Raw genomic sequence first — 20,794 nt, 5'->3', positions numbered from 1 at the left:
GCGCTCGACCTTGACGAGTTGCTGGCGCTACGGGTATCATATGAAACGCGCAAGCGTCAGGCAGGGGGTCACGATGTGCCTTGGCCGGCCCCTGTTGCCTGCGCTCGACCTTGACGAGTTGCTGGCGCTACGGGTATCATATGAAACGCGCAAGCGTCAGGCAGGGGGTCACGATGTGCCTTGGCCGGCCCTAGTTTCATAGAATGATGTTTGACCCAAGACGGATTTGCTGGTATAATCTAACGTCGCTAAGTGGAGGCTGATGCAGGCATCTTACCGGCTAGCGTCCCGTCTGATGCCAGCCCTGTGGGCACCACAGAAATTCTAGAGAGGCGGCAATTACAGCGGGAGACCCGGCCCTGCCGGGTCTCCCGCGCTTCACGGAATCTGCTCATCCGAACTGTCTCTACATTACGAGGGATCGGGGCGCACCATGAGTACAGAAACAGCCTAAGAACAAGCTGCGTGAAGCTTAGGCGTTCATCCTCTTCTGCTTGACTTGCTGACCTCAAGTCTATAATCACTCGATGTCAAAGAACTCCTCCAGGTCCACCACCTCAGACACTGCACCAGAATCTGAACTCTATCCCGGCGCGTGTTGCATAGAACGTAGTTCATCAAGCGACGCGCCCCTGGCCGACCGGATGCGGCCCGGAACCCTGGACGAAATCCTCGGTCAGGACCACCTGCTCGGTAAGGACAAGCCCCTGCGCCGGATGATAGAAAAGGGCGAACTCCACTCGATGATATTCTGGGGCCCGCCCGGCTCGGGCAAGACCACTCTGGCTCTGGTCATCGCCCAGTATGCCAAGGCCCATTTTGTCCAGTTCTCAGCCGTCACCTCCGGTGTCGCAGACATCCGCGAAGTGATCAAGCGGGCTGAATTCGAGCGCCGGGCTCATTCCCGCCAGACCATCCTATTCGTGGACGAGATACATCGCTTCAACAAAGCCCAGCAGGATGCATTTCTACCCCACGTCGAATCTGGCCGCATCGTGCTCATCGGCGCCACAACCGAGAACCCCTCGTTCGAGGTCATCGCGCCCCTGCTTTCCCGTACCCGTGTCTATGTCCTGGAGCAGCTCAAGCCCGAACACCTAAAGCAGTTGATGCGCCGTGCCATTGAATCGGCCCAGGGCTTGGCTGCGTTGAAGGCTCGGGTCGCCGAGGACGCGCTGGACTACATCTCGATGATTTCCCAAGGTGACGCCCGCGCCGCACTCACCGCGCTCGAACTTGCAGTTACGGCAGCCGAAGCTCCGCGGCGCAGAGTCAGCCTCGAACTGGCAAAGGAAGTCATCCAACGCAAGTTCCTGCTCTACGATAAGGCCGGCGAGCAGCACTACAACCTCATCTCCGCGCTACACAAATCTCTACGCGACTCTGACCCGGACGGTGCACTCTACTGGCTTGCCCGGATGCTTGAGGCTGGCGAAGACCCGCTCTATATCGCGCGCCGGCTCGTCCGCTTCGCCTCCGAAGACGTCGGCTTGGCCCAGCCCAATGCATTGCTCATCGCCACCGCGGCCAAGGACGCGGTCCACTTCATCGGCATGCCTGAAGGCAACACTGCGCTTGCCCAAGCGGTCGTGTATCTCGCGCTCGCGCCCAAGTCGAACGCGCTGTACAAGGCCTACGAGGATGCCAAGAAGGACGCGCTTGAGACCGAGACCGAGCCGGTGCCCCTGCACCTGCGCAACGCGCCGACCGGCCTGATGAAAGGCCTCGGGTACGGCAATGGCTACAAGTACGCCCACGACTTCCCGGACGCCCGCGTTAACCAGGAGCACCTGCCTGAGCGGCTTCGGGGCCGCAAGTACTATCATCCCACCGATCGCGGCTTCGAAGCCGAGCTTCGCAAGCGCCGCGCCCTCAAACCGGACTAGCCCCGCCCTTAGGGATTAGACTGTTGGCAGTGGAACCTTGTTACTTGTCGGCAGTTGACAGTCGGTCAGATCCGGCTAGAACTTGACAGTGGAAACAGAGCCGTCTGAACATCGCAAGGCGGATTGCACCCGTATAGTCCGAAACTCTTCGGAAATGCGACAACGGCTCGAGGAGGCTTTATGAGAAACGGTTGTCAACGAGTGCTGACCGTGGCCGCACTGCTGCAGAGCCTGGTCATAACCCAGGCCCAGGCGTTCATCAAGGAAACCAGGATGGTCCGGATGCGGGACGGTATCCAGCTCGCCACTGACATATACTACCCGGTCACCTCGCTTCCACCCTGGCCGACGATTCTCCAGCGCACGCCCTACAACCGCGACATTGACAGCCTGCTTGCGCTCTTGATAACCGACGTCAAGGGATACGCGCTCGTTTCTCAGAACCTGCGCGGCACCGGCGGGTCCCAGGGCGAACCGATGCTATTCCTCACCGACGGATGGGGCGCACTCCAGGACGGGTATGACTGCATCGAGTGGATTGCCGCACAGTGGTGGTCGAACGATAAGATCGGCATGTTCGGCGCTTCGGCACCGGGCATGACCCAATACTACGCAGCTGGGGCTCTGCCACCGCATCTCACCTGCACCGCACCTATCGTTGCCGGCCCCAGCTTGTACCACCACGTCGCCTACACTGGCGGCGAGTTCCGCAAGGCCCTGGTCGAAACCTGGCTAAACGCTCAGCACACGCCCTGGCTCATTGACTCGGTTGCCAACCACCCATTGTACACACCTGACTTCTGGGGCACGGTTGACCTACGTACCCGCTGGGGTCTTGTCAACGACCCCCAGTTCCACGTCGGTGGGTGGTACGATATGTACACCGACGGCCAGCTCGAAGCGTTCACTGAGCTCCAACGTCGGCACCACAACCAGAAGCTGTTCATTGGCCCCTGGGGCCACTACGGGTTCAACGAACGCGAGCAGGGCGACCTGACCTATCCGGCAAACGCCGAGATACTGGAAACCGAGTACTACACCCTGCTCTTCGAGCAGTGGTACGACCCCTGTCTCCAGGGAAGCGGGAACATCGGCGACCGCGTGACCTACTACCTGATGGGCGACTGCGACACCCAGGACACCACAAACTGGAACCATTGGGTCAAGACCGACACCTGGCCGCCGCCCGATGCTCAGTACACAACGTGGTATCTACGACAAGGCGGGGTCCTGTCCCAGAGCCCGCCTGTATCTGCCGAGCCGCCGGACACGTTTCGCTACGACCCGCGCGACCCCTGCCCTACAATCGGCGGAAGGGAGTACATCGGCATACCCGGCGGGTACGGCCCGAAAGACCAAAGGCCATTAGAGTCCAGGCCGGACGTGAAGGTCTACACCACTCCGCCGCTGGCCCAGCCGCTCAAGGTCGTCGGCAAGCTCAGGCTGTTGCTCTATGCCTCGTCTGACCGTACCGACACCGACTGGGCCGTTCGGGTTTCAGACGTGTACCCTGACGGCCGCTCAATCCTCATGACCGACAATATCCTGAAGGCCCGGCATCGAAAAGGCTTTGACCGCGAGGACTTCTTAACCCCGGGTGTTGTGGACACTTTTGACATAGACCTTTGGAGCATCGCCAATGTATGGAACCAGGGACACCGACTCAGAGTCAGCATCACTTCATCGAACTTCCCGCGGTTCGAGCGCAACCCCAACACCGGCGGCCCGTTCCGACGCAACGACACTGCAGGCGCGCTTGTCGCTACGAACGTCATCTTTCACTCGCCCGGGATTGCGACCCGGCTGCTGCTCCCGGTCATCGGTGGCCCGGTGGCTATGGAAGAAAAAACGCCGCGGCTCACGCCCGGACGATGCGAAGTCTGTCCCAACCCGTTTGTCGGCTCAGCCCGTGTTCCTGGGTACGAGCACGACTGGTTCACGCTCCTTGACATCGCCGGCCGCGAGGTCGGTGAATGCCGGGGCGACCGAGTCGGCGCCAAACTGGCTCCGGGCGTCTACTTCCTCAAACATCACGCAGCCGACATGTCACCACTGCGTCTCCTAAAAATGAGGTAAATTGAATAGCCTGTTTACAGAACAAAAGACCGTTGTCAGTAAAGCCGGCAAAGCGAAAGGAAACAACATGTCCAGAATCGTGTCTGCACTCTGCCTGCTGCCCTGCCTTGTCCTTGGCTCTACCCCGCTCACGAGCCGCACCGCCGAGCCACAGCTCGTGACCGAGGTCGCCGGCCCGGGCCAGACTCTTGCCGACTTCCTGCCCGGTTTCACCTACACGAAGACCGACATTGACCCGGGCGTACCGCCTGAGGGTGACCTGATGGGCTGGGCCGCGTTCACCCGCGACGGCTCCAGGGTCATTCTCACCAACCGCGCCACCGGCAACATCACTGTGTTCAACTGGGCCACGATGCAGGTCGAGCGCAACGTTGACGTCGGCTCGTTCCCCTCTGCCATCGCGGTCACCGACAGCTTCGCGGTCATTACCCGGGCATTCGCCGACTCGGTCGTGATTGTCCGGCTGTCGGACTGGACAATCGCGGCCCGGCTCCAGTCCGGAGTCCAGCCCTGGACCGTCCACGTCTCACCGGACCAAAGCAGGGCCTATGTCGCCTGCGACATCTCGAACACCTGCGAGGTGTACGACCTTGCGACCCTTACCCGGGTTGCGACCATCGCCAACTTCCGCTACTTCCTCTCCACCTACACGTTCAACTCCGAGAACGGCCGATGGAGTGCGACGTTTTCGGACTTTGCCCTGACACCGGACGGGTCGCACATCATCGTACCGGACGGCATTGACACCATTTTCTGGATCAACACCGCAACCGGTGAGTTTGCCGATACCCTGTCCGGCATCGGCGGCTGCCGGTTCGTGTCCTTGTCCGGCGACGGTAGGAAAGCGGTCATCGCCAACAGCGCCAACCCCTGCGTGGTCCGCCGCATTGACCTCGCAACCCGGGAAGTTGACGCCGGGGTAACCATCACCGGCCACAGCCTGATGACCTATGAGACTGCGGTTGACTCGGCCGGGGCCAAGGCCTTTTTGGGCATCTCGGACAACAAGAGCTGCCTTGTCCGGTTCGCCACGTCCGACTTCAAGGTGTTCTCGAACACCTACACCGCATTCTGGGTCGGAGTATCTCCCGACCACAGGCGGGCCATCAGCGGCCAGTACAACTTCTCAATCGTTGACTTCGCGCTCGACTCAGTCCTCGGCCAGCACTCGGGCAATTCCCAGTCGGTCGGTGCGGTCTCACCTGCCGGCACCCGCGCGGTCGGTTTTGACCCGCACCGGCACGAAGGCCTGTACTTCTACGACTACTCTTCTCCGGGCCCGGGAATGTTTCGCGGCACTACCAATGCCGGCGCCGACCCTGAAGGTGACTGCCCGTTCGGCATCGCCCTTGCGCCGGACGGCTCCCGGGTAATTTCGTCCGGCGTGCTCTCGGACAACGCCGCGATAATCAACGTCGGCACCGGCACGCTCGACACCGTACTGCCGATTGCCGACCGGCCCCGTAACTGCGCGGTAACGTCTGACTCGCGCTGGGCCCTGGCCGCAAGCATCGCCACGACAACACTGCGGGTCATTGACCTTGCCACCGGCTCCATTGCTGCGACCATCGCGGCCGGGTCCGGCCCGACCGACATCGCCATCGCGCCCGGCGACAGCCTGGCCTACATCTCAAACATCGTCGGCAACAGCATCACGGTCGTCCGTCTGGCCGGCGCTGCCAGCTACAAGGTCGCGGACATCCCGGTCGGCGAGCTCGGCCTGGTCTGGGCCGCATATGGCATCTGCAGCGGTCTGGCGGTCAGCCCGACCGGCGAGTACGTGCTCTCCGCGGTCTCGTTCGACGACAACGTCAAGGTCATCTCAGCCACGACCAATACCGTAGTCGCCACGCTCGCGGTCGGCGACTTCCCGCTCGGCGTCGAGTTCGACTCGACCGGCGAGTACGCGATCGTCACCAACTACTTCGGCAACAGCTACACGGTGATGCGCATTGACGGTGCGAACTCCTCGGTCATCGGCACGTTTCCGACCGGCCAGTACCCGGCCCGGCTGCGCCGCAACCCTTTGCGCAACGAAATCAGCCTGTGCACCTACTCGGGCAAGACCCTGGTCACAGTCAACCCCCAGACCGGTGGAGTTATCCGCACTGAATCGTATTCAGCGTACGGCCCGGTGTACCAGGTTGAGTTTGATGAGAGCGGCAATCCCATCGTGCTCACCGGCCCGACCGGCTCGATTCCCGGCCACCTGCACAAGGGCACGGACCACATCGAGCTACCGGCTGTGCCCTCGGTCTTTAGTTGCGCTCCGGCCGCGAAAATGGCCGCGGTCGCGATGCCAGGCCCGGACTGGGTCTCGCTTGTTGACTGGACGCCGACCGGAGCGTTCGGAGGGATTCGCACCCTGCCCGATCCCGGACTGCACCTGCCCGCGGTCGCTCGCGGCCGCGTCGAGCTGACGGTCAACCTGCCAAGCCAAGCCCGTGTGCGGCTTGAGGTCTGGAACCGTGCCGGACGCAAGACCGCGACAATCCTCGACGCCACCTGCCCAGCCGGGCTGACGCGACTGCAATGGAACCCTGCCGGACTTGGAGCCGGGACCTACTTTGTGAGGCTTGTCGCCGGAAACGCGGCCTGCACTCGGCCGCTCGTGCTCATACGCTAGCTACCAACCCGGCCAATAACTGTCAGCAGCGAACGGTGCTTTACAGATTACAAGGTACAACACCCTGTCGCCCGGATGCCTCGAAACAAGCTACGAAGCCTGTGGTCGGAGTGCGACTGGCCTTGATGCATCGAGAACATCACACCTGCCGCACGAACAGCTTGCCCGGAAGCTGCCGGACCAGACCTTTGAGCTCAAGCCGAACCAGGACGCCAAGCAGTGTGGACACCGGTATCCCTAGGGCTTGACATACATCGTCAACATGCTGAGGATCGCCGGAAAGAAAATCCATCACCGGCTTTTCGTCTTCTGTAACCTCGACCGCTGCCTGTTCGGCCGGCCGCAGGGCAACACCGAGCTCACGCAGCACATCTTCAACGCCAACAAACACCTTCGCACCATCACGCAGGAGTCGGTTCGTGCCGACGCTTGTCTGGTCGGTCAGCCGGCCCGGCACAGCAAATACGACCCGACCCTGATCCCGGGCCCAGGCGACTGTGTTCAGAACACCGGAGCGCTCACCAGCTTCGACCGCGATGACGACCTGCGACAGCCCGGAGACAATCCGGTTCCGCCGTGGAAAGTTCATCGCCAGCGGCCCGACTCCGAGGTTGAATTCGGTGACCAGTGCTCCGTGGCTAGCGATTTCTTCGGCGAGCGACCGGTTCTCCGGCGGGTAGCACACGTCTATGCCGCACCCCAGCACCGCAATCGTGCGGCCATTGCACGCCAAGGCTCCACGGTGGGCGCACGTATCAACCCCACGCGCCAGGCCGCTGACCACTGTCACGCCGTGCTCGGCCAAGTCCCGACCCAGCTTCTCGGCAACGAGCCGGCCGTACGAGCTTGGCCGCCGCGTACCAACTACCGCAGCTGCCATCCGGTCTTGCTCGCTGATTTCGCCCCGTACGAACAGCACCGGCGGACAGTGGGCAAGCTCTTTCAGACGTGACGGAAAGTTCGGGTCCGTTACGGTCATCGTCCACACATCTAGGGCACGCGCCTGTTCCAGTCTGCGCTCAAGACCCGCATTCCGCTTGTAGGACAAGATTGCCTCGGCCAATTCCTCATCCACGCCGTCAACCGCAACCAGCTCATCCCGGCCAGCACGAAACACCTGCTCCGGCTTCTCGAACCGTGCCAGAAGACTTGCAAGTCTGGGGCCGGTCATGCGGGGCACGGAGAGCAAATCAACCAACGCATCGTCCAAGCTGCGCGCTGGCCTTATCATCATTCTTCTGGCGCGACGCATCGGGAATCAGGTGCTTCGCCCCTGAAACCACTATCTCTGCCTGTTCTGGCCGGAAAATGTCGGTCAATCAACGCCCGCAGTTCATCCACCCGATCTCCCCGCAGTGCCGAAACCAAAACCACCGGTGCATCAAAGCCGGCAGGCACGGTCTGCCCGCGTACAAGGTCTGACTTGTTCAGTGCCACAATCCTCGGTCGATCCAAAAGTTCTGGCCGGTACTCGGCCAACTCGCGGCACAGCTGTCTGAAATCGGCCACTGGGTCCGGGCCGGAGGCATCTACTACGAAAACAATCATCCGAGTCCGCTCAATATGACGCAGAAACCCAAGCCCAAGCCCCTTGCCCAGGTGTGCTCCTTCAATGATGCCCGGCATATCAGCAATTGTGAACTTATAGTCCTTGGTTCTCATCACGCCCAAGTTCGGTGTCAGGGTTGTGAAAGGATAGCTCGCTATCTTGGGACGTGCCCGGGTCAGAGCCGACAGCAGGGTTGACTTGCCGGCATTAGGCAAGCCGACAAGGCCGATGTCGGCCACGAGGCGTAGTACGAGTCTAAGTTCGCGCTCCTCGCCTGGCTCGCCGGGCTCAGATTTCCTTGGTGCCTGCTCAGTTGGAGTTGCGAATCGTGCGTTGCCTCTGCCTCCCCGGCCTCCCCGGGCGACCTGCAATCTTGCGCCATGCTCAAGTATCTCGCCGAGCTTCTTCTCGAGCCCGACCTGGAATACGTCGGTTCCCAGCGGCACCGGGATTTCCACGTCTGCGCCTTTGCGGCCATGCCGGCACTTACCCATGCCGTGCTGGCCCCGGCCGGCCTGATAGTTCCGCCGATACTCAAGGTCAGCAAGGGTCTGAAGCTGCTCCTGACCGACAAGAAAAACTGACCCGCCGTCGCCACCGTCACCACCGTCCGGCCCGCCTTTTGGGACGAACTTCTCCCGGCGAAACGACACGCAGCCGGCCCCGCCGTCGCCGGCCTTGACCCGTACTACCGCTTCATCAACAAACCGCACGCTACCTGCGCTTGGTGGCGAACTTACGCTCCAGCGCCAGCTCGACCGGCCGCGGCACAAAGCAGGAGACCTGCCCGTGGACCGCTGCAAGCTCCCGTACCAGCGAAGAACTCAGGTAGAAGTACTTTTCCGAAGGCACAAAGAACACGGTCTCAACATCAGGCGCCAGTTTGCGGTTGGTAAGCGCCATCTGAAACTCATAGTCAAAGTCCATCACCGCCCTGAGTCCGCGTACCACGGCCGAGGCTCGTTTGCGCCGGACAAAATCAACAAGCAGACAGTCAAATGCCTCGACTTCGACTGAAGGCATGTCGCCGACCGACTGGCGTATCAGACTGACCCGTTCGGTCGGCGTGAACAGTGCTTTCTTATCCGGCCGCTGCGCAACGCCTACCACCACCCGGTCAAAGAGCCGGGTCGCACGGCGCAGCACGTCCAGGTGACCGAGCGTTACCGGGTCGAAGCTGCCGGCGTACACCGCTACCTTCATACCCGGTTGGCTCCTCGTAATGAGTTCCGAATTCTTACTTGCCTTTTCCCTCAACATCTTGCCTCCTTAGCAATGAAACCCAGGTTTCGCCGTACCGACCCTGCCTCACAAGCTCCCAGGCCGCACCCGGTACCGGCCGCTCTTGTCTGTGATGCTCTAGCACGAACACACCGCCCGGTCGCACAAGGCCATGGTCCGCAGCCTTGTCAAGAGTCGCCTGCACCAATCCATTGAGATACGGCGGGTCGGCCAGTACGATGTCGAACCCGCTGCCGAGTCTGGGCATAACCGCAAGCACGTCTCCACGCAGAACACGCGCGCCGGCAAGACCCCGGACGTTCATCCGCAGGAAACGCAGCACCGCCGGGCTCTTCTCGACGAATATCGCTTCGACCGCACCGCGGGAAAGCGCCTCGATGCCGAGTGCACCGCCGCCGGCGAAAAGGTCGCACACCCTTGCACCGCAGGAAAGACTCCCAAGCATATTGAAGATCGCCTGGCGTGTGATGTCTTTGGTTGGCCTCAGGCCGGTACGCGGGTAAACAAGGGTCCTGCCTTTGTACCGACCGGCACACACACGCATGGCTGCACTATATCTGCCAAGGCCGAGAAGTCAAAGGAGTGCTTAATGCCTGGGATTCCAAACCGGCCGGCGTTCGACACCGGAAAACTGTTGACTGCGGCAGCGTGCTGCCGCTCTTGGAGCACAGTCAGGCCTGTGCACTCCAAAGTTGGGCTTCGGGCCTGGAACGTCCGGCACTGTGCGCTCGGGCCGGACTACTCTTCCTTTAGTTGCTCTTCGAGTTTCTTCTTCAGCCGGTCCACTTCTGCGCGCAGCTCACTGATTTCCTTGCGTAGCGAATCCAGCGACAGGCCCTGGAATTCCTGCTTCATTCCAGCTACCGCCTTGCGCAAGGCGGTGTTCGCCGAGTGTAGCACTCCGGGCAGTTGCGGAAAATCAAAGTGGCCAATCCACTTCGTCTCCTTCCTTGCGCCCAGGGTCACAATGATTCTTCTCTCCTGACCTCGCCGGCGGATTAGTGCGACAACCTTCTTTTCCGGCCGGTCGCGAACCAGCGCCCGGAGCGACTGGCCATCTTCAACCGGCTGACCGTCAAGCTCAATTATGACATCGCCGACCTCAAACCCCGCAGCCTGGGCTGGCGAGCCTTCGGCCACTTCGGTCACGAGTACGCCGTGCTCAATGTTCAGGGCGATGAGCATCGGCCAGCTCAGGTTCTCGGTGTACACCCCGAGCCAGCCCTGCTTGACTTCAGTTGTGTCCTCCTGGGCGAAAAGCCAAGACGCCGCAGTCATCATTGCCAGCAGCACACAACATGCTTTCTTCATGCGATTACCTCTCTTGTGTGTTTCCCGACTCGGCCTGAATGAGGAAATCAGTCCAGGCACCGGTCAGTCTTATCACCGGGCCACCCTGGCCGAGAGCGCCGTGAACAATCCGATGCTGGCCGGTCTGCTCAACTCTGACCGGCAGTGCAGAGTGGTGAATTGCTCCTTCCAGCGTGCTACCATCTAGCCGGAACGGCAGGAGCCGGCCGAAATTCAGCTCGACCTGCCCCAGCTCCGATACGACGTCGAGGTCGGTCAGGCCGACGTCATCAACCCGGGCCGACACATCACCAAAGCAGTTGACAACCGTCAACTTGCCGGCATTTCGCTGCGCACTGACCGTGCCCAGCCGATTGTCAACGTGGACAACGCCGCTCATGTCCGAACCGCGCACGTCGCCATAACGGTTCTGAACAACGGCCCGGTCCGAGACGCTGTCCAGGAATACGCTTCCAAAACTGTTCTCAACCGCAAGTGAGCCGGTGCTGTGTCGGACCCGCACGTCGCCGCACCGATTCCGAACCTGACCGTCCCGGCATTGATCAAGCACAACGTTACCAAACCGGTTCTCAAGCCGGCATGGAGCGCCAAGGTTGGTCGCCGTGATGTCGCCGAACGAATTGCGAACCAGGACCACGGCGCTGCTCGGCACGGTAAGTGCCAGGTCAACTTCGTAGCTCATGTCCGGGGTCGGCTCCAGGTCTGCAGGGTAAACGGTATTGACTGACACCGTATCCTGGTACGCGGTCGCCCTTACTGTAATGCCCTGAACGAGCTCATCAGCACGACGCCTGTCGGCTGCGGTCGCCCGGATGACTGCGTCCGCGACGACTTTGGCCTGGTCTCGGCCGGTGATTGAAACTGCACCGTACCGGTGCGTCACCTTGACCTCCATACCCGATGACCAGGGCACTTCGCACTGCACGGTCCTGATGGCGGTAACCGGCAGGCCCAGCACCAGTGCAATTATCGCGAATGTCACAGCCATCAGTTCCCCCCGGCCCCGAACAGGTCCATCGCGCTGGCACGACTGGACAGGGCAGCAAGGTAAACTGTCCTGACCCGCATGTTCCGTGGATTCTCGGCCATGGCCGCCTCGCACTCCTCAATTGCCTCGTCAATTCCCCGGATGTACGCCTCGTGCTCGGCTGCAAGTATGGCAGCCGCGGCTTCCCTGCTCAAATACGTAGCCGCCACATGAGCATCGGGCCTCGTTGCTGTGTGGCTCTTGACCACTACGACCGCAACGACCACCGCTGCGGCCGCAGCCGCTCCGGCCAGACTCCAACGCCAGATCAATCCGGTCCGTCGCTCGACCCGGCGCTTGATTCGGTACCAGGTCTGGGCCGAAGGTTCGAGCTGCTCAAGCCCCCGCGCCGTATCCCGGATCGCAGTAAGCTCGGCAACTGTCTCGCGACAAAGCGGGCAGCTTTCAAGGTGCTGTCCAACTCTCTCTGCCTGTTCCGGCTCAATATCACCGTCAATAAATGCGCTCAGCGTTTCATCAGAATGGTGTTGTTCCGTAATCTCCTCCTCTCTACGACGCCTTCTGATCCAGCCTGCAAAACTCCTGGTCTCATCTTCCCCTCCATTCCCGGACATACGGGCTCAGACGCTTTCTCAACTGTGCCCTTGCCCGGTGCAAAAGCGACTTGCTTGCGCCCTCGGTGATACCGAGGACTTTGGCAATCTCGCCATGTTTGAGTCCCTGAATGTCGTACAGCGTAAAAACTTTGCGATACGCTTCGGGCAGGCTGCGCACCATGGTTTCGATCAGCCTTCCCAGTCCTCCGGAACCGATACTCGGCTCCGGGCATTCCTCGAGCGGAACCGAAGGCTGTCGCTTCCGTTTCCTCAGCAAGTCAAAACACGCGTTCACGGTTATCCGGTATATCCAAGTGGAAATCGCGGACTCGCCCCGGAATGCGTCCATGTTCTTGAAGACCCTTACAAATACGTCCTGCGTGATGTCCTCAGCATCCGGCCGGTTACCGACCAGCCGGTACGCAGTCGAGAATACCTTGCCCTTATGTTCGGCATATAACTGCTCAAATTCAAGCTCTTTAGCTCGGCCCGTCGTCAACTCCAGGGACTCGGCAATCTCACACACTTTGCTCTCATCAGTCTTAGACGAACCGGCCGTTGGATGGTTACTCGGCCTCAGGTCCTGGGTTGGCATTGACATCTTCCACTTCAAGAAGATACTCTCATGATCGCCTAACGCAAGTCAAACTGAGGAGCTGGTCTCATGTTTCATTTCCACCTTGCAGTTCTCCTGTACTGTGCCGCAATCTCTGGCTGGACTACTGGCCGGATTCTTACTGCTCCAGATGGCCGGCAATATCGGTCTGGCGTGCTTGCTGTCAAACTAAAGCCCGAGCTGCACAACTTGGTCAGTCCGGGCTGCGGCCTTTTTGGCGTCCCGGCCCTTGACCGGCTTAACCACAAGTATGGCGTGTCGGACGTATCGCCCCTTGTCCGCAGCCCTCGGCTGCGGGCTCGCAAACACGGCTGTGAACTTACCTACATACTCCGATTCGATCCAGGCCAGGACGTGTTTGCGGCCAAGGCAGCGTACGAATCATCTGGCCTGATAGAGTACGCCGAACCTGACTATATGATGCCAGTTGTTGCGGTGCCGAATGACACCCTTTATCCGCTCCAATGGCACCTGGCCCGAATCGGCGCGCCTTATGCCTGGGATGTGTTCCGGGGCGATACCAGTGTGCTGATTGCCGTTCTCGACCTTGGATGTGAATGGCACCACCCCGACGTCGAGAACAACCTCTGGGTCAATATCCCTGAGGACTTGAACGGCAACCGAAGATTCGATACCCTGCCTGCGCCCGAAGGCGACATTGACTCTGTGGACCAGGATTCAAACGGCTATGCGGATGATGTCATCGGTTATGACCTGTTCCTGTCCGACCCGAACCCGGCGCCAATCCGGCCCGAAGATGACCACGGCACTCATTGCTGGGGTATCGCAAACGCGGTCACTGACAACTACAAGGGAGTCGCCGGTGTACCGTGGAACTGCCGCAGCTTTGCCTTCAGTTGTGGTGCATACGGACTCATCAGCCAACTTGCCGCCGCCGCCGGCATCTACTATGCGATTGACAAAGGTGCGTGGGCAATCTCAATGAGCTTCGGCACGTACAACACCTCGCCGGTCATGGCTGAGGCGTGTTCCCTGGCATGGGACGCCGGGCTGGTGCTCATCGGCGGTGCCGGCAACGACGGCCAGAACCGCAGATTCTACCCGGCCGACTACCCAAAGGTCATTTCAGTCGCAGCGTCGGACCAGACCGACCGGAAAACCTGGTGGTCCAACTATGGCGAGTGGATAGAAGTCTGTGCGCCCGGCACCGGCATCTACTCCACTGTCACCAACCACGGCTACGGCTCCAAAGACGGCACCTCAATGGCGACGCCAGTCGTGACCGGAGCACTGGCCTGGCTCAAGTCCGCGTATCCCGAACTCACGAACGTCCAGGCATGCAGTCTGCTCTATGCGTGCTGCGACTCAATGCCGGACAGCCTCTATCGGGCCGGTATGCTCGGTGCCGGACGGCTTTCCCTCAGCCGCATTATTCTGCCCCGATACTACTGTGATCTAGTGCTCACCGACGTGCGGTTCAATGACGCTTCCGGCAATGGCAACGGCCGACCTGACCCAGGCGAGACGACCGCGGTGATTGTCACCTATCACAACACCCTGGGCTGGCAGGATGCAACCGGCGTAACAGCGTACCTTGCGTGTGGCCAGCCCGGTGTCGAGCTACTCAAGCCCGAGGCATCCTTTCCTGATATCGCTGCCGGTTCAAGCGGCAACTGTTCGGCCGATTCATTCGTCGTGAGCGTTTCCGAAACCACGCCGCCCCAGCACCTTTTGTTCAGCCTGACGGTCACTGCCTCACCAGAACCGGCATTTCCCGATACTGAGTTCCAGGTTGTCTGCGGCGAACCGCGGATTCTGATTGTTGACGACGACAATGGCGCTGACTACGAAAAGTGGTACGCGGCCGCATTCGACTCATCTGGTGTGCTGTACCACCTGTACTCAATCCGTGCGTCAGGCTCACCTACGGCCGAAACCCTCAGACACTACCCGGTCGTAGTATGGTTCTGCGGCGACGACTCCGTTACCACGCTCACTGCGGCCGACCGAACTGCTCTTGCCGAATTCCTTGACGCTGGCGGCAACCTGCTAATATCCGGCCAGAGCATTGCCCAGAACCTCAAGTCCGAGTCGTTCCTGGCTGACTATCTGCGCGCCCAGCTCGCCGACTCCTCGACTGGCAAACCTTACTTACCCGGAATTCCTGAAGACCCGATAACCAGGGGCGACACGATGGTTACCGGCGGCGGCGGCGGCGCAAACAACGGTCGGTCTTTGGATGGCATCCGTCCAGCCAACCACGGCATCGGCTGTTCCCGGTTTCGTGACTACCCGGACACGACAGTAATGTCCGCAATCCGCTATGCCGGCACTTATCGCCTTGTATTCTTCTCGATCCCGTTCGAGGCGATTGACCATGCTGTTTCCCGGTACGTCCAGAAATGGACACTGGTCCGCAGAATTCTTGAATGGTTCGGCGAACGGTTGCCCGGCGTGGTCGAGGCACCACCACCGACTCGGGACAAGCGGCCATACGTATTACGGATTACGCCCAACCCGTTCACGCACAACGCCGAAGTCGAATTCATCGCTCCGACAACCGGAATCGCAGAATTGCGCACCTACTCGATTTCAGGCCGGCTTGTCGAAAGACAGCAACAGCCGGTCCGGCTCGGTGGTCGAACGCGGTTCCGCCTCGGCACGCCTCCGCTCGCGCCAGGAGTATACCTAGTTCAGCTCGTGACTGCTAATGGCGCATTCTGCCAGAAGGCTGTGGTTGTGCGTTAGCTGCAACCACCTACCCCGCGCGGCCCTACATCCGAAACGACCCCTCCTGCGTCCTGCGGTCGAATCTCAGCCCCAACTCCAGCCTGAACCCGCCAAGCCTGAAGTCGGGCGGTTCCTCGTCTCCAAGCAAGCCACTGGCCAGCGCAAGGTCATAACCGGCTTTGACATACAGGCCGATGAAATTCTCCTTGCGATACGGCAGTCTACCCATGACCTCAAGCGCTGGCTGAAGTCCGGCTGACCAGCCGTAGAACCAGCGACCGAAGTTGGGCTGGCTGAATGACTCATGCGAGTGCACATAGCTGGCCCAGGCGCCGCCGCCAAGACCAAGACACGGGCGTATCCACATATACTCAATTGGTTCGAGAACATACCCAAGCTCGAACGACGGCAGCGCACCAAAGAGCTCAACGCCGAGCGAATCGGCCTTGACGTTGCACAACATTACCGCGCCACCGCCGCCGACCGTGACATTACCAATCTGACCACCACCGTGCCCGCCCACCCACCACAACGGCGAGCGAACCCGGAACGTATCAGTGCCGCCCCAGCCGCCAAGCGAATCCGGCCTGGTATTAAGCTCAGTCAGCCGCTCATTCAGCCCGCTCACATCCGCAAACAAGGCGGTAACGCCAAACCCGCCATAACCCAAAGCGGTCGCGCACCCAACCGCAACCGCCGCAACAACTGATGCTACTCTCATCTCTTTCCTCCTCTAGATGCTATCTCCAAACATTACTATCTCCCTGACTCGACACTGGCCTTCCTGTCGCCCGTCCTGCTTCCGGGTGAACCTATGGTGTTCGTGAAATCGTATTCCACTGGTCCATCCCTCACCGCATCACCGCCGATTCCCGCCGGTCGCAGTCGTGCAGGCAGCTTCGGGTCAGTCCATATCGCCATTGCCCGCCAGCTCGACTTCGGTGCCAGTGAGTCCTCAAGCAAATAGGCCCAGACCACTCTGATTGACCTGCCGCCCTGTCGGTTGTGCGCGTCCAAGACTGAATAAAGCATCCAGTCAAGCACGGCACGCAGCGAGTCCTGTTCAAGACCAGGTCTCACCAGCGCGGCAACGCTCAATCTGTCCACGCCTTGGAACGGCATGTCTCGGGTCTCAATAACCTTGTGGGCCGGCGGCATCGCCCTGGGCTTCGGCAGTAGTGGTCGAGTCCAACTCCTCGGCCGAAACATCGTGCCAAGAAGCACCGCACAAGCTGCAAGAACCACAACTGCAAGCCAGTAGCTACGCCGCTGCCTGCGGAACGCCATCCTCAGCCGATCTGACCCGGCGGATGGTTGCCAACGTCCCGGCTCGGCCGGACCGGTCACAGTCCTTGATTCACTGGCACTGACAAAGCTCCGGCCACAACCTGGGCAGTCCGACGTACTCTCCTCCACGCCCGCATTGCAATAGAAGCAGTGGAGTCCGTCCGGTCGTCTGACCTTCAACGTCTTCACGCTGGCTTATTGTAACATCCAGCCAGCCCGGCGCAAGGCCAAAAACCAAACACAATCCACTCCTGAGTTCGCTACAGGCCGCTGGCTTGCAGACTTGCACAATGGCGCCGACAACTTCGACCACCTCGCTCCTGGCTTCACTTCTTCCCTGCTGCGGCAAACCAGGCACGTGGGACCCGAAGCTTACCTGTGCCCAGACAACATTCATTCCTCCCCTCAGACCTGGATTCAGGTCAAGTCGAAACGGTTGCGAAGACTCAGACCAATACCGTGCTAACCGCCTCAGCAACCCCGCAACTGACCGCTCCGCCTCTTCTTACGACGGTCGCACCGCATCCCGCTGACGATACCTGCGGGAAAGGCGAAAACCCAAGTCCTGGAAGCCTGCATTGGGTGATGGGATCCACAGCACAACCAGTCCTCCGCGTGAACACTCACCATATCTGGCCTTCGAACTCTGGAAGCTGTCCACATAAGTCCGACCAAGAGCCCTGCTCTCAGTTCCGCTCTGAAATGCAGACTGACGTCTCGGCTCAGAAGCGGAATGACAGCGCCACTCAGACCTTCGCTGAGACGGATTCTGAACCGTCCTCTCAGGACCTGACTCAGAACTCAACTCAGCCCGGCCCTGAAATTGCCCCTGAGACGAGCAGTCAAAGTGCAACTCAACCGTCGCATGAGCCGCACACTCAGGTGCGGCATCAGAACGCAAGTGACCATACAACTGAGACTTGGGTTGAGAACCTGGCTCAAAACCCGACTCAGATGGGGAGTCACTCCCGGGGTAACTGGGTGACCTTGGTGCAAGAACCAGTCCTGGACATCGGCAGTAAGCAAGCGGCTACCCGGCGCTTCACAATGAGCATATGCCATAGCCTGGTACTCCTGTCTCGCAGTTCGTGAGTAACGCGGCTTCAGGGTGCGGTGAAGCTCGGCCCTCTGGCTTCGGAGTGGGCAAAGCTCGCGGGCAGCGATGGCATCTTTTCCGGGTTCGCTCTCAACGCCGGTAGGTCGAGGTTAGCAACAACACCCCAAAGCCGGTAGGTGCGGCCTGAAACAAGTGTACCAGCCGGGATGGTATCAGTGAAAGGCGTTGCGACGTTTGTCGTCCTCCAGACCGAGTGGCTGAGCGGATCATCACCCTCGGTTACCCGCATCAAATAGCTCAATGCGCCTGACACCGGCCCAATACTGACGATGGCCTTACCGCCAGACGTGTCCACGGTCAACACCGGGTAGTCGAGCAGCGGCTCGTTGCTGGCGTAATTGCGTCGGTCTTCAACCGTTTTCCCGCTTGGTGGTTCGAACGTCGTGGTGATTTCGGTTGCCGGGAAAGCCCTTAGGTCAGTGTAGTAAAGCAAACCGGCATAGAGCGGCACGCTGCCCTGAACAAGCCGCACCGGATTGTTGATACCTTCCCAGCTCACTTGCGCGGCAGTCTCGGAGTCCGGCACTGCACCGTCCTCCTCCCGAATGGCAAGGAAGTAGGCTAGCATCGTACCGTCCGGCTATCCCTCAATCCGCCCGCGGCCAACGCGCACGTACACCCGCCAGTTCTTTGCTGCCAGACACGACAGTACCTGCGCCGTCACCGCGACGCAGAGCACAATGACAAGCTGGCGCTTCAACGTGTCGTTCCTCTATGGTTCAGCACAGCGCATCTGAACCCGGTTTGCGTGATCCCGCTGTTACATCCTGCTACGGCAAGTGCTGCCGGCCAAACCGGGCCGGCGTCTCTCAAGCCGCACTACCACTTGTTGAAGATGAAGAACACCGCAGCCACGATGAGCGCGAACCCAACCAGGTAGTTCCAGCGCAAACTCTCTTTCAGGTAAACTACCGAGAAAACCGAGAACACGACAAGGGTTATGACTTCCTGGATGGTCTTAAGCTGAGCGCCGGTGAACTGGCCGTAGCCCAGCCGGTTGGCCGGCACCTGGAAGCAGTACTCGGCAAGCGCAATGCCCCAGCTCGCAAGAATGGCAAGCACGAGCGGCGTCTTCGGGTACTTCAAGTGTCCATACCACGCGAACGTCATAAACACGTTCGATACGACCAGCAACAGTACTGTCCGCAAGAGTTGCAAGTATCCGTAAGTGCCTGCCGTGTGTCAACCCCGGCCAAAGTTGACTCTGCGCCGATACCGATTTAACCTGTTCTGGTGACACGTGTCGGTGGTTTGCTCCTGGCCGCGCTTGCTTTTGCCGTACCGGTAAAGGCCGAGTACCTTATCACCAGGCCTGATTCACTGCTACAGAACAGCGCCGACTACCTCGTTATCACCCACCCTGATTTCACCAGCGCGCTGTACCCACTATGCCGCCTGCGCGACAGCCTCGGCCTTGAGGTGAAAATGGTCGAGGTGAGTCTTGTTTACTCAACCTTTCCGTCCGGCACCCGAACCGACCGCATCCGTGCGTTTCTTGAGAGAGTGTACGGCTACTGGAACACACGGCCCGAGTTCGTGCTTCTAGTCGGTGATGCCTGCAAGGACTCGACCGCGGGCGACTTCATCCCGGTCAAACTGTTCCCGAAGTTCAGCTACGCGTACGCCGGCGGGCTCACGGTTCACGGCGCGGACAACTGGTACGCGACGCTCTCCGGCTCAGACTCGATTCCAGACATCATCCTCGGCCGACTACCGGTGAACACGCCCGCCCGTGCCGAATCACTCGTCGCCAAGACCATCCGTTACGAGACTTCTGCCGATACCGGACTTTGGACCGGCACGACCGCGCTCATCTCGTCAAACGACCGGGACTCCAACGCCACCGAGCTCGAAACGCTGTACTTCCGTCCCAATGGCGACTCGGTATACCGGGTAGTGGAATCCCAAGGAACCAGCCCCTTCCTGCGGCACAAGACTATCCTCGGTTTCAACCAGGGCATCTCGTTTCTGTGCCACTGTGCCCACGGCTCCCAGCCGCCGGCCTGGACCGGTTCAAAGACGCTTTTCTCCTACGTTGACGTTGATTCGCTGCTGAACGCCGATGCACTACCAATCGTACTCGACCGGGGTTGAACCGACGGGTATTTCGACAATCCCAGTTGGGATTGCATCTCTGAGTACCTGATTGAATCGGGCAAGGGCGGCGCTGTTGCCGCGGTCGCATACAATCCGTGCGGCGTCAATAGCACAAGCCAGATTCTGTTCAAGGAAGTGCTGGACAACGTCTTCGTCCGCGGCGAACGTTGCCTAGGCCGCGCCGTGTTTGCAGCCCGGTGTTCAGTCATTGCCCGGTATCCGACCAACGATAACCTCTACGGTCCGGCTGTGCTGTGGACAACATTCGGCGACCCGGCCCTGCGCATTCGACACCGTGGTCTTACTGGAATCTTGGAGCGTTCGACCGTGAACACCCAGTCCGGCCTTGAAATCCGGCCCAACCCGGCGCGTACCGTCTTCGCGGTTGACTATTCCGTACCCGTCACCGGCTGGGTAAGTCTCGACCTGTACCACGAATCTGGCGCGCTCGTGCGTAGACTTGAGTCCGCCTCAGCCCGCCGGGGCACTTTCAGGATTTGGGTCCCGTGCTCGGACCTGAACCCGGGCATTTACTTCGTGAAACTCCAATCCGGTCCAGCAAGCCACACGCGCCGGTTCGCGGTTGTGCGCTGAAAGCCCGGTAGTGTCAATTCTTTTGTGTAACTTCCCACTGGCATTTTACGCTGCCGGCTTTCTTACCTTGGACTTGGCTCGAGAGCGACACTTGCGCCCACAGCGCTGCTCCCACCGT

Annotated in this window: 18 protein-coding genes and 1 pseudogene; 7 read left to right on the top strand and 12 right to left on the bottom strand. The window is 60.2% G+C overall.

Going from position 1 to position 20,794, the window contains the following annotated elements:
- The 4 genes from ABIL25_06095 to ABIL25_06080 form a co-directional block, all read left to right on the top strand.
- Positions 1-202 (top strand): hypothetical protein (locus ABIL25_06095; protein MEO0081845.1); only part of this gene is annotated, 202 nt, incomplete at its 5' end.
- 442 nt (positions 203-644) lie between these two features.
- Positions 645-1,886, top strand: coding sequence for a replication-associated recombination protein A (locus tag ABIL25_06090; protein ID MEO0081844.1), 1,242 nt, complete (start codon positions 645-647; stop codon positions 1,884-1,886).
- A 180-nt stretch (positions 1,887-2,066) separates the two neighbouring features.
- Positions 2,067-3,962, top strand: coding sequence for a CocE/NonD family hydrolase (locus ABIL25_06085; protein MEO0081843.1), 1,896 nt, complete (start codon positions 2,067-2,069; stop codon positions 3,960-3,962).
- Between the two features lie 67 nt (positions 3,963-4,029).
- On the top strand, positions 4,030-6,588 hold the full coding sequence (locus ABIL25_06080; GenBank protein MEO0081842.1) for a YncE family protein: 2,559 nt from the start codon (positions 4,030-4,032) through the stop codon (positions 6,586-6,588).
- A gap of 139 nt (positions 6,589-6,727) precedes the next feature.
- On the opposite strand, the gene dprA is transcribed toward ABIL25_06080, so the two are convergent.
- The 8 genes from dprA to ABIL25_06040 form a co-directional block, all read right to left on the bottom strand.
- Positions 6,728-7,822 carry a DNA-processing protein DprA gene (dprA, locus tag ABIL25_06075; protein ID MEO0081841.1) on the bottom strand — a complete coding sequence of 365 codons (1,095 nt, stop codon included), beginning with the start codon at positions 7,820-7,822 and terminating at the stop codon, positions 6,728-6,730.
- The gene (obgE, locus tag ABIL25_06070) at positions 7,819-8,850 is read right to left on the bottom strand and encodes a GTPase ObgE (GenBank protein MEO0081840.1); all 1,032 of its coding nucleotides are present in this window, start codon (positions 8,848-8,850) and stop codon (positions 7,819-7,821) included. Before obgE ends, dprA begins: the two co-directional genes overlap by 4 nt.
- Position 8,851: 1 nt before the next feature.
- The gene (coaD, locus tag ABIL25_06065; protein MEO0081839.1) at positions 8,852-9,340 is read right to left on the bottom strand and encodes a pantetheine-phosphate adenylyltransferase; all 489 of its coding nucleotides are present in this window, start codon (positions 9,338-9,340) and stop codon (positions 8,852-8,854) included.
- Between the two features lie 34 nt (positions 9,341-9,374).
- A complete protein-coding gene (gene rsmD, locus ABIL25_06060; protein ID MEO0081838.1) occupies positions 9,375-9,923 on the bottom strand; it encodes a 16S rRNA (guanine(966)-N(2))-methyltransferase RsmD in 549 nt (182 codons plus the stop codon).
- 194 nt (positions 9,924-10,117) lie between these two features.
- On the bottom strand, positions 10,118-10,690 hold the full coding sequence (locus tag ABIL25_06055) for a PDZ domain-containing protein (GenBank protein ID MEO0081837.1): 573 nt from the start codon (positions 10,688-10,690) through the stop codon (positions 10,118-10,120).
- 4 nt (positions 10,691-10,694) lie between these two features.
- Positions 10,695-11,678, bottom strand: coding sequence for a hypothetical protein (locus ABIL25_06050; GenBank protein MEO0081836.1), 984 nt, complete (start codon positions 11,676-11,678; stop codon positions 10,695-10,697).
- Positions 11,678-12,292: a zf-HC2 domain-containing protein gene (locus tag ABIL25_06045; GenBank protein MEO0081835.1), complete on the bottom strand. Its 615-nt coding sequence runs from the start codon at positions 12,290-12,292 to the stop codon at positions 11,678-11,680. Before ABIL25_06045 ends, ABIL25_06050 begins: the two co-directional genes overlap by 1 nt.
- Positions 12,267-12,887, bottom strand: a complete 621-nt coding sequence (locus ABIL25_06040) for an RNA polymerase sigma factor (GenBank protein MEO0081834.1) — start codon at positions 12,885-12,887, stop codon at positions 12,267-12,269. The genes ABIL25_06045 and ABIL25_06040 overlap by 26 nt, the downstream gene beginning before the upstream one ends.
- A gap of 51 nt (positions 12,888-12,938) precedes the next feature.
- Between ABIL25_06040 and ABIL25_06035 the strand changes: the two genes are divergently transcribed.
- Positions 12,939-15,599, top strand: a complete 2,661-nt coding sequence (locus ABIL25_06035; GenBank protein ID MEO0081833.1) for a S8 family peptidase — start codon at positions 12,939-12,941, stop codon at positions 15,597-15,599.
- Between the two features lie 25 nt (positions 15,600-15,624).
- Here the strand turns inward: ABIL25_06035 and ABIL25_06030 are convergent, their stop codons facing one another.
- The 4 genes from ABIL25_06030 to ABIL25_06015 all read right to left on the bottom strand — a co-directional run bounded on the left by ABIL25_06030 (position 15,625) and on the right by ABIL25_06015 (position 19,134).
- Complete coding sequence (locus ABIL25_06030) at positions 15,625-16,302, bottom strand: hypothetical protein (GenBank protein ID MEO0081832.1); 678 nt, start codon at positions 16,300-16,302, stop codon at positions 15,625-15,627.
- 35 nt (positions 16,303-16,337) lie between these two features.
- Positions 16,338-17,057: a hypothetical protein gene (locus ABIL25_06025; protein ID MEO0081831.1), complete on the bottom strand. Its 720-nt coding sequence runs from the start codon at positions 17,055-17,057 to the stop codon at positions 16,338-16,340.
- 914 nt (positions 17,058-17,971) lie between these two features.
- Positions 17,972-18,553 (bottom strand): hypothetical protein, encoded by a 582-nt coding sequence (locus ABIL25_06020; protein MEO0081830.1) that lies wholly within the window; start codon positions 18,551-18,553, stop codon positions 17,972-17,974.
- Positions 18,554-18,804: 251 nt separating this feature from the next.
- On the bottom strand, positions 18,805-19,134 hold the full coding sequence (locus ABIL25_06015) for a DMT family protein (protein ID MEO0081829.1): 330 nt from the start codon (positions 19,132-19,134) through the stop codon (positions 18,805-18,807).
- A gap of 84 nt (positions 19,135-19,218) precedes the next feature.
- Between ABIL25_06015 and ABIL25_06010 the strand changes: the two are divergent.
- Together ABIL25_06010 and ABIL25_06005 are read left to right on the top strand one after the other, a co-directional pair.
- Positions 19,219-20,358 (top strand): annotated as a pseudogene (locus tag ABIL25_06010) (C25 family cysteine peptidase).
- Positions 20,332-20,676 carry a T9SS type A sorting domain-containing protein gene (locus tag ABIL25_06005; GenBank protein MEO0081828.1) on the top strand — a complete coding sequence of 115 codons (345 nt, stop codon included), beginning with the start codon at positions 20,332-20,334 and terminating at the stop codon, positions 20,674-20,676. Before ABIL25_06010 ends, ABIL25_06005 begins: the two are co-directional and overlap by 27 nt.
- Positions 20,677-20,794: the final 118 nt, after the last annotated feature.

The sequence above is a fragment of the candidate division WOR-3 bacterium genome (genome assembly GCA_039801365.1).
In the GTDB taxonomy this organism is placed as follows: domain Bacteria; phylum Hydrothermota; class Tepidihabitantia; order Tepidihabitantales; family Tepidihabitantaceae; genus JBDRUN01.
This window is presented reverse-complemented; position numbering and strand designations above follow the sequence as displayed.